The 14598-nt window shown below is 35.6% G+C and carries 13 protein-coding genes; 6 read left to right on the forward strand and 7 right to left on the reverse strand.

Going from position 1 to position 14598, the window contains the following annotated elements; genetic code table 11:
* Positions 1-51: 51 nt before the first annotated feature.
* The gene (locus BST93_RS13450; RefSeq protein ID WP_042277452.1) at positions 52-594 is read left to right on the forward strand and encodes a ClpP family protease; all 543 of its coding nucleotides are present in this window, start codon (positions 52-54) and stop codon (positions 592-594) included.
* 157 nt (positions 595-751) lie between these two features.
* Complete coding sequence (locus tag BST93_RS13455) at positions 752-1171, forward strand: VOC family protein (protein WP_042277449.1); 420 nt, start codon at positions 752-754, stop codon at positions 1169-1171.
* Here the strand turns inward: BST93_RS13455 and BST93_RS13460 are convergent.
* From BST93_RS13460 to BST93_RS13470, 3 genes are all read right to left on the reverse strand, one after another.
* Entirely contained in the window at positions 1150-2787 is a 1638-nt protein-coding gene (locus tag BST93_RS13460; protein ID WP_105019567.1) for an amidohydrolase, read from the reverse strand. The two genes, BST93_RS13455 and BST93_RS13460, sit on opposite strands and share 22 nt — an antisense overlap.
* Before the next feature lie 157 nt (positions 2788-2944).
* The gene (locus tag BST93_RS13465; protein WP_105019568.1) at positions 2945-4663 is read right to left on the reverse strand and encodes a TonB-dependent receptor; all 1719 of its coding nucleotides are present in this window, start codon (positions 4661-4663) and stop codon (positions 2945-2947) included.
* A 43-nt stretch (positions 4664-4706) separates the two neighbouring features.
* Positions 4707-7727, reverse strand: a complete 3021-nt coding sequence (locus BST93_RS13470; protein ID WP_105019569.1) for a tetratricopeptide repeat protein — start codon at positions 7725-7727, stop codon at positions 4707-4709.
* A 120-nt stretch (positions 7728-7847) separates the two neighbouring features.
* Here BST93_RS13470 and BST93_RS13475 point away from each other — a divergent pair, with 120 nt between their 5' ends.
* Genes BST93_RS13475 through BST93_RS13485 form a run of 3 tightly spaced genes read left to right on the forward strand, consistent with a single transcriptional unit; the run spans position 7848 to position 10290 of the window.
* A complete protein-coding gene (locus BST93_RS13475; protein ID WP_042277440.1) occupies positions 7848-8531 on the forward strand; it encodes a cell division ATP-binding protein FtsE in 684 nt (227 codons plus the stop codon).
* Between the two features lie 2 nt (positions 8532-8533).
* A complete protein-coding gene (locus tag BST93_RS13480; protein ID WP_181072645.1) occupies positions 8534-9394 on the forward strand; it encodes a glycosyltransferase family 2 protein in 861 nt (286 codons plus the stop codon).
* Positions 9391-10290, forward strand: a complete 900-nt coding sequence (locus BST93_RS13485) for a glycosyltransferase family 2 protein (RefSeq protein ID WP_105019571.1) — start codon at positions 9391-9393, stop codon at positions 10288-10290. The genes BST93_RS13480 and BST93_RS13485 overlap by 4 nt, the downstream gene beginning before the upstream one ends.
* Positions 10291-10301: 11 nt before the next feature.
* Here BST93_RS13485 and BST93_RS13490 read toward each other — a convergent pair whose 3' ends face one another.
* Both BST93_RS13490 and BST93_RS13495 read right to left on the reverse strand, forming a co-directional pair.
* Entirely contained in the window at positions 10302-10703 is a 402-nt protein-coding gene (locus BST93_RS13490) for a sugar 3,4-ketoisomerase (RefSeq protein ID WP_105019572.1), read from the reverse strand.
* Complete coding sequence (locus tag BST93_RS13495) at positions 10703-11512, reverse strand: glycosyltransferase family 2 protein (protein ID WP_105019573.1); 810 nt, start codon at positions 11510-11512, stop codon at positions 10703-10705. The genes BST93_RS13490 and BST93_RS13495 overlap by 1 nt, the downstream gene beginning before the upstream one ends.
* Positions 11513-11544: 32 nt before the next feature.
* Here BST93_RS13495 and BST93_RS13500 point away from each other — a divergent pair, with 32 nt between their 5' ends.
* A complete protein-coding gene (locus tag BST93_RS13500) occupies positions 11545-12681 on the forward strand; it encodes a glycosyltransferase (RefSeq protein ID WP_105019574.1) in 1137 nt (378 codons plus the stop codon).
* Positions 12682-12803: 122 nt separating this feature from the next.
* Here the strand turns inward: BST93_RS13500 and BST93_RS13505 are convergent, their stop codons facing one another.
* Both BST93_RS13505 and BST93_RS13510 read right to left on the reverse strand, forming a co-directional pair.
* Positions 12804-13091 (reverse strand): hypothetical protein, encoded by a 288-nt coding sequence (locus BST93_RS13505; RefSeq protein ID WP_042277429.1) that lies wholly within the window; start codon positions 13089-13091, stop codon positions 12804-12806.
* Positions 13092-13197: 106 nt separating this feature from the next.
* Positions 13198-14544 (reverse strand): dihydrolipoamide acetyltransferase family protein, encoded by a 1347-nt coding sequence (locus BST93_RS13510; protein ID WP_105019575.1) that lies wholly within the window; start codon positions 14542-14544, stop codon positions 13198-13200.
* Positions 14545-14598 lie beyond the last annotated feature (54 nt).

A 14598-nucleotide genomic window follows, 5' to 3' on the forward strand; every position in this document is an offset into this window, starting at 1 on the left:
CGCTTTCGCGAAAGCGTAATTACGTATTTTTAGCCTAAATAAATTTCATACATGAGTAAAACGATCAAACTTCAAGATAGAATAGACGACAATTTTATAGAACAACGTAAAGTTTTTCTTTGGGGAATGGTAGATGACAAGTCGGCGAGGCACTGTGTAGACCGATTACTTTTATTAGACTCAATAAGTAATGAAGAAATAACATTTGTAATCAATAGTCCAGGAGGCTATGTTACGGCTGGATTTTCAATATATGATACTATGCAAGAAATAAAAAGTCCTGTAAGTACCGTTTGTAGTGGTCTAGCTGCTAGTATGGGATCTCTTTTACTTTCTGGTGGTGAAAAAGGAAGACGATTTATACAAAAACATGGTAGAGTGATGATTCACCAGCCTAGTGGTGGTGGAAGAGGTACTAGTGCCGATATTGAAATTACAGCACAAGAAATACTTAAGACACGTGATATCCTTGCTAAAATTTACGAGGCTAATTGCGGTCAACCTTATGAAAAGGTTATGAAAGACTTTAATCGCGACTATTGGATGGGCGCAGATGAGGCTGTGGATTATGGAATTGTAGATGGAATTTTATAATAAACCTAAAAATTACATGATAAACCACCGGTAAAAAGGTGGTTTTTTTGAATAGAGCTTTTAGCGTGCAAACAAATTATTGAAACGAGGACTAAGCTAATTGCGGTTCAACTTCCTATTAAACAAATAGTAAATTAAAGCAACAAAACTTACAAAAATGAAACTCACTCCTTTTCATCTAGCAATTCCTGTAAAAGAAATAACAACAACTAGATCCTTCTATCGTGATACTTTAGGATGCAAAGAAGGTCGTAGCAGTGATCATTGGGTAGATTTTGATTTCTTTGGACATCAATTGGTTATTCATATATCAGACAATGCTCCAGGATTATCTCACAATGCGGTCGATGGTAAGTCTGTCCCTGTACCTCATTTTGGTGTGGTACTAGAATGGGATATTTTTCACACTTTTGCGCAAGCATTACAAGAAAAAAACATCGAGTTTATTATTGAACCCTATATAAGATTTGAAGGCTTGCCAGGTGAACAAGCTACCATGTTTTTTCTAGACCCTAGTGGGAATGCTCTTGAGTTTAAAGCATTTAAGGATATGAATCAATTGTTTGCTACAGAATAAACTTTTTCACCATTAATATAGGTAGCATTTACTTTAAAATCTGGAATTTGTTCTACTGGAATAGTCATTAAATTCTTTTCAGTGATTATAAAGTCTGCTGCCTTACCTTTTTCAAGACTACCTTTTTCATTTTCTTCAAAATTGGAATAGGCAGCCCATATAGTCATACCCCTTAAAGTTTCCTCTCTAGTCAAACTTTGTTCAGGTAAAAAACCATTTTCTGGATAACCGCTGGTATCCTGTCTAGCAACCGCTGCATAGAATGTTAAGAAAGGATTCACTTGTTCCACAGGATAATCGGTTCCTAGAGCGACTATTCCTGATTGCTTTAATAAGGTTTTATAAGCATAAGCACCTTTAATACGCTCAGATCCTACTCTATCTTGTGCCCAATACATGTCACTAGTGGCGTGAGTAGGCTGCACCGATGGTAAAATATTATCTTGATTAAAGCTGTTAAAATCATTTGGATCTACTATTTGAGCATGCTCGATGCGCCATCTTCTGTTAGAACTACCATTCAACAATTCCTTATAAGTCTCTAGAACAACATAGTTTGCGCTATCACCAATTGCATGGGTATTCATTTGATAATCGCTTGCTGCTATACGAGATGCAATTTCCTTTATTTTTGAAATAGGACTAAGCAAGGCTCCATAATGATCATGTTTATCGCTGTAGGGTTCTTTAAGGGCTGCTCCACGACTTCCCAGCGCTCCATCGGCATAGAATTTAACAGATCTAACATTAAGTCTATCGGTCTTAACGATTCCTTTGTTTAGGTAATAATCTAAATTTTCAGGAGTATTGCTAATCATGACATACATTTTCATTTTTAGTTCACCAACTTGTTGTAAACTATCAATCACTTCAATAACATCTTTATGAAGACCAGCGTCATCTACGGTAGTAAGTCCATATTTAAAATTCTCTTTTTGAGCAGTTAAAAGAGCGTCAACCATATCTTGAGTAGATGGTTTAGGGTATACAGCCTCAACTAACTCCATAGGATTGTCTACAAGCACACCTGTAAGCTTACCATCGCTCATGATAATTGCTCCACCATCTGCTGGAGTATTAGAATCTATTCCCGCAGCATCAAGAGCTGCTTGATTTGCTAGCATTGCGTGACCGTCAATTCTGGTGAGTGCAACAGGTATATCTGGAAAAAGCTCGTTTAATTTTTCATTACTTGGAAATTCTTTAATCTCCCAATCGTTTTGATCCCAACCACGACCTATTATAAAATCACGATTATTTTCATTTTGAAAAGTTACTACACGCTGTATTACGTCCTCAAAACTAGTAGTCCCCATAAGATCTACTCGCTGTGCTTGCTGTCCTAGACCCAAAAAGTGACAATGAGCATCTATTAATCCTGGGTAGATAAACTTACCCGAGGCATCTAGGATAGTTTTACTTTCATACTTTTCAATCAAATCTTCACTATCACCAGTAGCTATAATTTGACCATTTGAAATAGCCATAGCCTCAACGGTAGAAAAATTATCGTCAACGGTATAAATAGTCCCGTTAGTTATTAATAAATCTATTGATTGCTTTTTTTCACAGGCTATTAAACTTATAGCTAGCAATAAAGGTAGTATTCTTCTCATGGGTTAAAAATAATACAGAGTTATCAAAATTTCATATAATGAATAGCTATATCCCACGATTCAATTCATATTGTTTGATGTTTTAAAACAAATAAAGCACTGAAAAAATCAGTGCTTTATTTATGGTATTATTCACTCGCTTTCGCGAAAGCGAAAATTAAAAATCAAACTTATAGACGATTCCTCCTAAGACCTGTAAATTTTGAACTGGATAACCGTTAAAGTATTGGTAGTTACCACCGGTAAGATTATTCCCTCTTAAAAAAGCGGTTAACTTAGGGTTGATTTTATAATTGACGTCTAGGTTTAAATCAACAAATCCATCAATGGTCTCCTTACCAACTCCTATTCTATAGGCATCTCTCTCTCCAACATAATATAAAGTTAGGCCTGTACTCCATTTTTCATCAATTTTATAATTAGCTGTTAGATCTGCAGTAAGCTCTGGCAGATTGGATGCTATATTTTCAAAAGCATCTCCTTCACTTACATCAAAAGATCTTCCTGTGACATTTAAAGTAACATCGAGCGCTGTATTTAAGGTCACTCCTAAAGAAGCTCCATATAATACTGTATTCAAATCTCCATAGGAAGTATAAAAAACATTCCCGTAATCATAAGATTGTAAATCACCAATAGTAAAACGTGAACCGTCATCGGTGATATAAAAATTACGATTTTTCTCAATTCTATAACCTCCAAATACTTTGTAACCAAATACTCCTAGTTTTCCTTTGAATCCAGCAATTGCATCTAGCTGTCTGTCTGTAGGCGCAATAGTAAGTGCCGGAGCTATGAACACGTTTTCATCTGCAAATTGTTGTAAGGAGTTTACGTCAAATCCACCACCAATCTCGGTAAAGGCAACAACGGTTTCTTCTGCTAGGATGTAACTTGCTGTTATGTCTGGATAAACATAAATATCACTTTCTGAATTTTCTATATCGGTAGCATAGTTCACACGTGCTCCTAGTTCTACCTTGTAATTATCACCGTATAAATTGACACTAGGGTATAAACCAGCGTTAAATAATCCGTAATCAGTTGCAACAGGAATAAAAACTTGTTGATCAAACGAACCGCTTAAATAATCCAATTCCACACCTAGACCAACTTCAGTATCCATAATATCAAAACCTAGTTGTGGTCGCAATCTTGCTCTAAATTCACTCGCATCATTTCCTGAACTCACTCCGGTCAATTGTACATCGGCTTCCTTAAATACACTATCAAAAAAGCTAGCTCGTCCTCCTATTCCATAACTAAAATAAGACGTTGCAACATCTAGATCTTCTTCTGGTTGAGTAGGCACGTTATCATATACACCATACCAGTTTGCAGTTTGATACCTACCGCCAGCAGTAATGCTCCAGTTCATATCTCTAGATCTAGTTCCATAAGATACGTCTAGACCGGTATCAGAAAACGAATCATCCAGTCGTACCTCATCAATACCACCTTGAGAAGAATTATGGTTAAAAAACACACTTACATCACTATCTCTATCAATTTCAAAATTAGTTGCAAACTCACCAAGTATATTTACATAATTACCTAAACCTAAGCGAGCATAATTACGATAAAATTTTTCTTTACGTTTAGGTTTTAAACGATCTAATTTTCTTGTGGCAGGTGTAAACGTACTGGCTACTGGCACAGAGAATATACTGTAGGTAACAGGCTTTTTCTTGACTTTGGTAGTATCATTTACACTAGGAACGCTTTTCACCTTAAATGCGTCGCTTATGGTAGGATCATAAGGTTTGACTACAGTTATGGTACCACCGTTAAGCTGGTTTTCCTCTTCTTCTTGAGCTATAGCAACACTAGTCCCTAGTATTACAGTCGTGATTAAAAATGATATATAAAATTTCATATGATTCAATTTTTTAAGCAGTTCAATAACTATGTTTCTCACTTTAGTTTTGACTCGCTGGCACTACAGATGAGTTTGTTTTTGCTTCCTTCGTTTTAATAAAATCTAGTTCTTTTTGAGCTTCTTCCACCACTTCTGGATACTTAGTAAAATTCTTAATGACAGCTTCTAAAATAGTAGTAGCGTTTAGTGTCTCTCCTTTGGCGTAATAACTTTTTGCCATAACAACCAGTCCTTTGGCACTCCACAATTTATATCCAGCATAGTTTTTACTTAGGCTGTTTGCCGTTGCAATTGCCTCATCGTGATTACCATCTTTATTTTCAAAATAAGCTTTAAAATAAGTCGCTTCTGCCGCTAGATTTCCAGTTGCATTCTGTCTTACGTTTTCATAAGCGGTTCTTGCATCAGATTCCTTGTTCTGTTTCCATGAAGAACGAGCGATAACAATTTGAGCATCGTTTTTCACAGCAGTTTCTGCAGTTGCATCATTCAACACCTGATTTGCATAAACGATGGCTTGTGAATAATCTTCAGTTTCGTAAAAAGCCCTCATTAAATTAGACCTTGCATAAGAAACATTTTGAGGAAAATCTGCTAGTTGTTCCAATTGTTTAAGTACTGGAATCGCTTTCGCGAAAGCGTTATCACTTAAATGAATCTCACTTAATCGAGCCAAAGCTTGTTCGGTAAACTGACTGCGTTCTTTAGAAATCACATACTCATAATGAGGTATACTTTCTTGTTTTTGATCTAAAGAGAACTGTGCCTGTGCTAAATAAAAATGAGCTTGAACGGCATGTTTACCATTAGGAAACTGGTCTAAATACTTTTTCATTTCACGAGCAGTACCTTGCATATCACCTCGCACGAAAGGCTGTTCGGCACTTTCATAGGCTGTATCATCAAGTTCACTGTCTGTAATTTCAACACCTTCTAAACTTCTTACCCAGGTAGCATACTCTACCGTTTTACCTTGATCGATATATACTTGTCTGGCGCTGCTAATTCCTTCTGCAGCTTGCGGTGTACCAGCATATTTACTTGCTACTTGTTTAAAAACGCTAAGAGCTGCATCTAATTTACCATCATTATAAAGTTGTAAGCCTTTTCTCATCATGGCTGGTGAGGTAAATGAACTACGTGGAAACTCACTAATTAACTGATCATAGGTTTGTAATCCATTATTAACCTGATTATTATTGATATAGGTATTACCTAATTCATACAACACATCGTCTCTATAAGGTGATCTTTTAAATTTATTCAAGAAGGTTTTAAGATCTTCAATTTTTCTATCTGGCTTACCTACAAATCCATAAGAAATGGCTTTTTGAAATGCGGCATAATCTGCATTTCTTCCATTCATTGAAATAGCTTTGTTATAAGCTTCCATTCCTGGCCAGTATTTCTTAGTCACAAAATTAGCATCTCCTATTCTTAAGTAAGCATCGTTCAATCTTACTTGATCTACATTTGGTTTATTTGTAAATGAAGTAAATGCTGTTATCGAATTATCGTATTCTTTGAGCTTAAAATAGGTGTAACCTAAATCGTAGTCAATAAGATCATCCTCGATAATACGAGATGAAGATGCCTTTGCCATTTTATAATTATCAAGTGCTGCCTGATAATTGTTTACCATATAGTAAGAAGCTGCTCTCCAGAAATAAGCACGTTTTTTAAGCTCATCCTGATTTGTATACTTTACAGTTTTATCTAGTTGATTAACTGCATCGCTGTATTTGGAATCATTGTATAAGTTGATAGCATGGTAAAAGGCAACCTTTGCATAAGTCGCTTCGTTTCCTTTGATTCTGCCATTTTCTAGAAGGTCTAAAGCCTCGGCATAATTTTTTGAAGAGAAATAAGAATCGATTAAAAACTCATTCATTTCATCAGAATGCTGGTTGTCGGGATATGATTCCAAATAACCTAATATTACAGATGGCACACTATCGTAAGGATTCCCGTTTTCATAACTAAGTTTTGCATAGTTATAAGAAGCATCTTCTGTAATTTTTTCATCAAGATTCATTTCACTTGCTTTTTTAAAAGCATTAAGTGCATCCTCGCGACGATCAACTTTAATATAACTTAATCCTAAATGATAGTAGGCATTTTGTGCTGTAGGATTAGTCCCGTCAACTATTTTATTAAAAGTCTCAATGGCCATAGAATAATTGCCCATTTTATAATAAGCGTATCCCAATTGATAGTAGTCGTTGTTATTCCATTTGCCACGAGTACCTTCATATTTTTCTAGATAGGGCAATGCCTCGTTATACTTTTCTTGATTGAATAAGGATTGACCTATAATACGATTAAGCTCTGATTGTTCCTTGCGGTTAGATTTGGGTAATTGCTCCTGGGCTAGTTGAATAGCTTTATCAAAGTTTCCTAATTTATAATTAAGATCGGCTTGATAATAAGATAGCTTTTCATCAACTCCTGGTGACTCTTCAACTTGATCAAACAAATCACTTGCTTCTTGCAGTTCATTTCCTTCATAAGCGATGTAACCCAAATAATATTTTGCTTTGCTTCCATAGGTAGGATCATCGCTCACTCTGTTTAAATACTTTTTTGCTTCATCGTACTTTTTTGATTGTACGAGAGTATATCCTGTGTTGAAATAGTATCTAGTCGTTTGTTTTTGCGAAAGCGTGCTTTTATCAACCCTAGTATACCATTTTGCTGCGCGATTGTAATTACCATTATCAAAGTAATAATCGGCCACATCAATAATGGCGTTATTTTTTTTAGGATTAGTCGGGTATTTCTCGACAAACTGCTCTATGAGTTGGTCTGCGTTTTTTTGATTAAGTCTGACTGCGCAATTTGCGATGTAATAAGCGGCATTAGACTGGATACTTTCATCATCTACCTCGCGTGATACTTTCTCAAACAGCCGTTGCGCTGCTAGATATTGATTCTCGTCATATAAATCTAGCGCTTGATTATACATCGCTAGATCATCAATATAAATTTTAGATTGTTGAGCCTGCAACGGCATGGCGATTCCCATGATTAGAATAGCCGCGATAGCAATTTTCTTTAACATAAATACTTTTTTATGGTAAGGTAAAATTAGACACTTACTACAATACAACGCAGGAAAGACTGTTTAATTATTCATAATGTTTTCCACATCAATGATTAACTTTGTAAGAAACTGTTTTTTATGTCAAACCCTGTTTTATCTTTAAATGAAGTTGATATTTTTCAACGAGACACTATGATTCTCAAAAACATCAATTTAAATATTGAAAAAGGAGAATTTGTATACCTAATTGGTAAAACGGGAAGCGGTAAAAGCTCCTTAATGAAAACCTTATACGGTGATCTACCTTTAAAAAAAGGATCTGGTACTATTGTCGATTTTGATTTAGCTCGCTTGCGCGAAAAAGAAATACCACACCTGCGTCGTAAGCTAGGAGTTGTTTTTCAAGATTTCAAATTACTTACCGATCGCAATATCAATGAAAATTTAAAATTTGTGCTCAAAGCAACAGGCTGGAAGGACAAAAAAGCAATGAATGATAAAATTGAAGAGGTCCTTAATAAAGTAGGTATGAAAACCAAGGGTTTTAAATACCCTTATGAAATAAGCGGCGGAGAACAACAACGAGTGGCTATAGCCAGAGCTTTGCTTAATGATCCCGAACTTATCATTGCTGATGAGCCAACCGGTAATCTAGATCCACAAACAAGTGTTGAGGTGATGGAAGTTCTACAAACCATAAATAAAAATGGTAATACTATTCTCATGGCCACACATGATTATGCCCTTATTCTAAAATATCCCTCAAAGACATTGAAATGTGACAATGGGGAAATATTTGAAGTGGTTCAAAAAGCGGTTTAATATTGAAAATTACCATAGGAATACCAACCTTCAATGATGATCCTAATAGATTAATTGATCAATTAGTACGTTATTACAGCAATGATATTCATGAAATTATCATTTATAACGATGCATCTACTATTCCTATAAATGTAAGCTCACACAAACTAGTAACCTATTTAAACGGCATTCAAAATATAGGTGATGTAGAAAGCCGTAGAAAAATAGCAGAAGCTGCCACTACCGATTGGATTTTATTTATTGATGCAGATGTAGAAATACCAACCATTAATTTCACAAGCTCGTTCCTCGTTCATCTTGATAAATTTGAATTAGTATACGCTACGGTAGCTTACCAAGAGACCCTTAATAATCCCAACCATTCTTTAAGATGGAAATATGGTATTTCAAGAGAACAGCGTAAACCTAGTAATAATTATGAAATCTATAAATACTTCGTTTCTGCTTGTTTCATTATTCAAAAAAAGCAGTTCTTAGATATTTCTAAAAATGTACCTAAGGGTTATGGGCTAGATATCTGGCTCGCCAAACGATTTAGAGAAGAGCAAATTAAAATCAAACATGCTTCCACTCGCATTATACATTTAGGCTTAGAAGAAAACACGATTTTCTATAACAAGTCCATTGAAGGAATTAAAAACACCGCTTTACAATATAAAAATGGTCAACTGGATGGAGCATCTAGACCGGTCATAACTCTTTATGAACGGATTAACTCATTAGGTCTAAGCAGCGTTTTCACAAGCGTGGTTACAATTTTTAAACCTAGATTAGAACAAAATATTCTAGGAAAAAATCCTAATCTTAGGTTTTTTGACATTTTAAAATTATACTATTTTATAAAGTCAATAAAAGCATGAATTGGATAGTTGCAATACCACTTTATAACAAATCTAGCACGATAGAAAGGTGTTTAAAAAGTGTATTATCTCAAAGTCTAACAGAATTTGACTTGTTGATAGTCAATGATGGCAGCACCGATAATAGTCTTGCGATCGTTGAAGAACGTTTTTCCGATTCACGAATTAATATCGTAACTACAACTAATAAAGGTGTAAGCAATGCAAGAAATATCGCTATTGACTATGCTGTTGATCATGAACACCAGTATATCGCCTTTTTAGATGCAGATGATTATTGGGAAAACAATCACTTGGAACTTCTGGATCAGCTTTTTAAGCAGTATGAAGACATTCAAGTTGTCGCGAGTAATTATATCACTCACTTTAACAACTATGTAAAATCAAATGTTTTTTCAAAACCCGTAGAAACAACACAAATTCTAGAGGATTTGTTTACTTACTCATTTAAAAGTTTTCCTTTGAGTAGTTCTAGCTTTGCCTGTAATGTTGAAGTTTTTGAGAAAACAGGTAACTACAATACACAGCTCACTCATGGTGAGGATACAGAATTATTTATTCGTCTAGGAAAACTCTATAAAATTGGCTTTAACACCTCGGTTACAGTTCACATAGACAGAACCTTATCAGGAAGCTCGTCTATTGCAATAAAAGACAGAAAGTACCCAGAATTCATCCATTTAGATGATAGTAATAACTTACCCTTGCATGCTTTTATTCAAACCAATCTTTGGCGCATTGCTATAGAACACAAAATGTATGGGCAATCTGATTCCTTTGAAGAGATCAAAAAGAAAATTGATAAAAACTCGCTTACCGTAAAGCAATTATTTCTACTAAATTTACCTGGTAAATTACTTTACTACTTACATCAATTTAAAACAAGAAAAGACTAGTATTCATATAACTAGCTATCACCTGTAACAGCTTTGACGAAGTCTTTTTTTACTCTTATGTAATCTGACTCACTATACTCATGCGAGGCAAGCACCAGGCACATAGAACCACTCGAAAAATCTTTAAGTTCTCGCCACATCATGGTAGGAATTAAAAGTCCTTTATCTGGTTTGTTTAAAACAACCTCTTGAGTAGTTTTACCATCAAATAAAGTAACAGTAAAGCTACCACTTACTGCAATCAACAATTCCAAACATTCTTTATGCGCGTGTCCACCGCGGTATGAATCACTAGGAACATCATACAAGTAATAAACCCTATTTATTTTATAAGGAATAGAGTCTTTTTCAATCACCGCTAGATTTCCTCTAGGGTCAGTTATTTTTGGTATGTCTAATATTTCTAACTTCATTACTTGGATGATTTAAGATAGGCATGGGCTCCTTGAACAAACACCTGATACTTTTTGAGTAACACAGGCAAATTAACAACATATCCCTTACGTAGTAAGAAAAACATATATTTCAATGCCATTAATTTAACCGGTCGATTATCAAACGCAGCTAAAGCACCTCTTGCCTTTATAACCCTATCTGTGACAACCATGTCACTACTTGTTGTTTTAGGATGCTTAACAACGAACTTGGGATCAGACATCAACGAGACACCTTTATCTAGAGCCTCTTTTAAGAATATATAATTCTCTGAATCTTCAAACGCACTTCCTAGACCAAATCTTTCATCATAACTCAACTTATTGATAATCTCTTTATGCTTGAAAGTGATTTCTGGAGAAAGCACTTTTCTTATACTTTTCCTATCATGTAGTTTACTCACATCACCCAGCGTATAATACGGCTCATTATTATCACTCCTTGTCTTAAAAGTTATTATAGCTGTATTCTTTGTGTTATGCGACTCAATGACTGATTCAATTGCGCCTGGCAATAGCTGTACGTCATCATCTAGAATCCAACACAAGGGTTTACTTGCATTTTGAATTGCTATATTCCTACTGCGAGATAATCCTAATTGCGCATCATTGATTACTTGAATGTTGGAACATTCACCTTCCAAAACTACCGTACCTTGATTGACAATAATGATATTCTCAGTAATTTCACTTATTGGCTTTGAAAAAATACGTTCCAAAAAACTAAGATCACCGCGATTCATAGTCGCAATGAGAATCTCTAAATCATCAATGGTGTATCTATTCAAGCGTGTTATCTTTACCTCAAAGATAGTTTTTTATGCGCATCTTACTCATAGGCGAGTACAGTGGTTACCACAACGCCCTTAAACACGGTTTACAATCTCTAGGTCACGAGGTTGTCATTGCTGGTGATGGTGATGGGTTTAAAAAATTTCCCGTAGACGTCGACTTAGGTAGCGATTATTTTAGGCGCAATTGGTTTAGAGAAAAGATAAAAGTAGCGTGGTGGAAACTTACTGGTAACAATCTAGAAGACTATTTGAGATTAGCTCGCTTTCGCGAAAGCGAAAAAAAACTAGCAAATTTTGATATAATTCAATTCATCAATTCAAACGCATTAGGTTGTGCACCCAACATAGAATGGCAAATGATGCAACGATTACTGGAAAACAACAGTAAGGTTTTTTTAATTGCCTGTGGTGATGATTGTGAATACAGCAACTACCTAGTAAACCAACATAAAGGCTATTCAATTCTTAAGGCAGCCGAAAATGCTCCAACAGGAAAAGCAGTTCTTGATCACACCTACAAATATTTGGATAAAGGATACCGCGATAATTATAACAAATTGATGAAGCGTTGTGTGAATATCGTTCCCAGTAATACGGACTATGCCATGGCACTCACTGATCAAAATAAGGCAACTAGTATCATTGCTGCTCCTGTAGTCGTTGAAAATATCCCAGACGAGATAAACCACGATCTTAGTGTGATTGAAATATTTATGGGTATAAATCGAGGTAATTACTGGAAAAAAGGTATTAATTATTTTGAGAAAGCTCTAGAGATTGTAAAAGAGAAATACAAGAGTAAAGTGAATATTACCATTGCTGAAGATTTACCCTATACCGATTACATTACCAGCTATAAAAAAGCACATATTTTATTGGATCAAGTACTATGCTTTGATCAAGGATACAACGCCTTGCAAGCCATGTTACGAGGCAAAGTTGTTTTTGCAGGTGCAGGTGAACCCTATTTTAAATTTCATAACATTGATAAAATTCCTGTTATCGACGCAACGCCAGATGTGATGGATATTGTAGATAAACTGAGCGAACTTATAGAAAATCCCAGCACCATAATTGAACTAGGTAAAGAAGCTAGAAAACACGTCATTCACTATCACGATGCGGTAAAAATAGCTAGACAATTTGAGCATCTCTATAAATAATGAGGTAAACAACCATGCTCTTCTTACATATAATCGAAAGGCACTAGGTTATTAATAAGATACGTTGATTAAAAAACTGATAATGAATTGGTAGAGTTTAATCAACTTATTTTGAGGATAGATTATTTATTTTTCCACTGTATATCGATACCTGAAAAATCTGCTTTGGCTTGTTCTTTAGCTTGTGAAGGAATCATAAATTCAAACTCTACATTCACTTCTAGACCATCATCCAGGTAGAACAGCATAGTTTCTTCACCTTCATAGTCACATATGACCAAAGCATGAACTTCTTTTACGGTAAAAAACTCTGGATCTTTGTATTCCTGAGGTTCAACAAACTCAAAATAGTGAAGAACTCGTGCTCCTTTAAAAAATTCTATCTGTGGCAAATACAAGTCTTTTTCCATGTTGCAAAAATAAATCTTTCTATAAGGGTTTTATCAAGATGATTAAATAAAAAACCACCTCAGTACTCAGGTGGTTTTTTAAAGTCTAACTATTATTTTCAAGAACTTAAATAGTTCTATTAGGATCAAAACTTTCTAGTAGCTGGGCCACTCGTTGCACAAACTGTCCACCTAGAGCTCCATTTACTACTCTATGGTCATAACTGTGAGACAAGAACATTTTCATTCTTATACCTATAAAATCACCATCTGGAGTTTCTATTACTGCCGGCACTTTTCTAATCGCACCTAGTGCTAGGATACCAACTTGTGGTTGGTTAATGATTGGTGTTCCTAATACAGAACCAAAGGTACCAACATTAGTCACCGTATAGGTACCACCTTGTGTATCGTCTGGTTTTAATTTACCATTTCTAGCTCTATTTGCAAGATCGTTAACCGATTTTGCCATTCCGACCAAATTAAGTTGGTCTGCATTTTTGATTACCGGAACAATAAGGTTTCCATCTGGTAAAGCAGCTGCCATACCTAGGTTAACGTTCTTCCTTTTTATTATTTTATCACCATCAACTGATATGTTCATCATTGGAAATTCCTTAAGAGCTGTTGCTACAGCTTCCATAAAGATTGGTGTAAAGGTTAAATTCTCGCCTTCTCTAGCTTTGAAAGCATCCTTATTCTTTTTACGCCAGTTCCATATTGTGGTTACATCTGCCTCTATAAAACTTTGTACGTGTGCACTAGTTTGCACACTAGCTATCATGTGATGAGAGATTAGTTTACCCATTCTACTCATTTCAATGATCTCATCTTCTCCATTGACTGATACTGGAGCAGCCTTAACTGGAGCAGCAGCAGCAGGTTTTGAAGCTGCAGCTGTTGTAGCTGCTGCAGGTGCTGGAGCTGTTTTACCAGCTTTTTTATCTTCTACGTAAGCTAGGATATCGTTTTTAGTAACGCGTCCATCCTTTCCTGTCCCATTAATAGCCTCTAATTCTTCTAGTGAAATGTTCTCCTCTTTGGCAATATTCTTAACAAGCGGAGAGTAAAATGAATCGCTGTTTGCGTAGTCGTTATCCACTTTACCAGCGGTAGCCATTCCTTTATCAACTTGCGCTGTAGCGGCTTTTACAGCCTCAACAGGTTGTGCAGTTGCCTCGGCCGGCGTTGAATCGTTACTAGAGGATGATGCAGCGTCTGTAGCTGAATCTCCGTCAGTTTCTATGATCGCAATAGTTTGTCCTACTTGAACTACATCATCTACTTGAAATAGGATTTCTTTAAGAACACCATCTACCTCACTAGGCACTTCACTATCTACCTTGTCGGTAGCTATTTCTAGTACAGGTTCATCCATTTCTATGGTGTCACCTACATTTTTAAGCCATGTGGTTATGGTAGCTTCTGCTACCGATTCTCCCATTTTAGGTAATTTTAATTCAAATGTTGCCATGATTTTACAGCTACTATAACGTTTTCAATTAGTTTACAAAAGTAAGCAATTAAA

Origin of the sequence: Nonlabens tegetincola, assembly GCF_002954355.1 — a bacterium.
GTDB classification, from domain to species: domain Bacteria; phylum Bacteroidota; class Bacteroidia; order Flavobacteriales; family Flavobacteriaceae; genus Nonlabens; species Nonlabens tegetincola.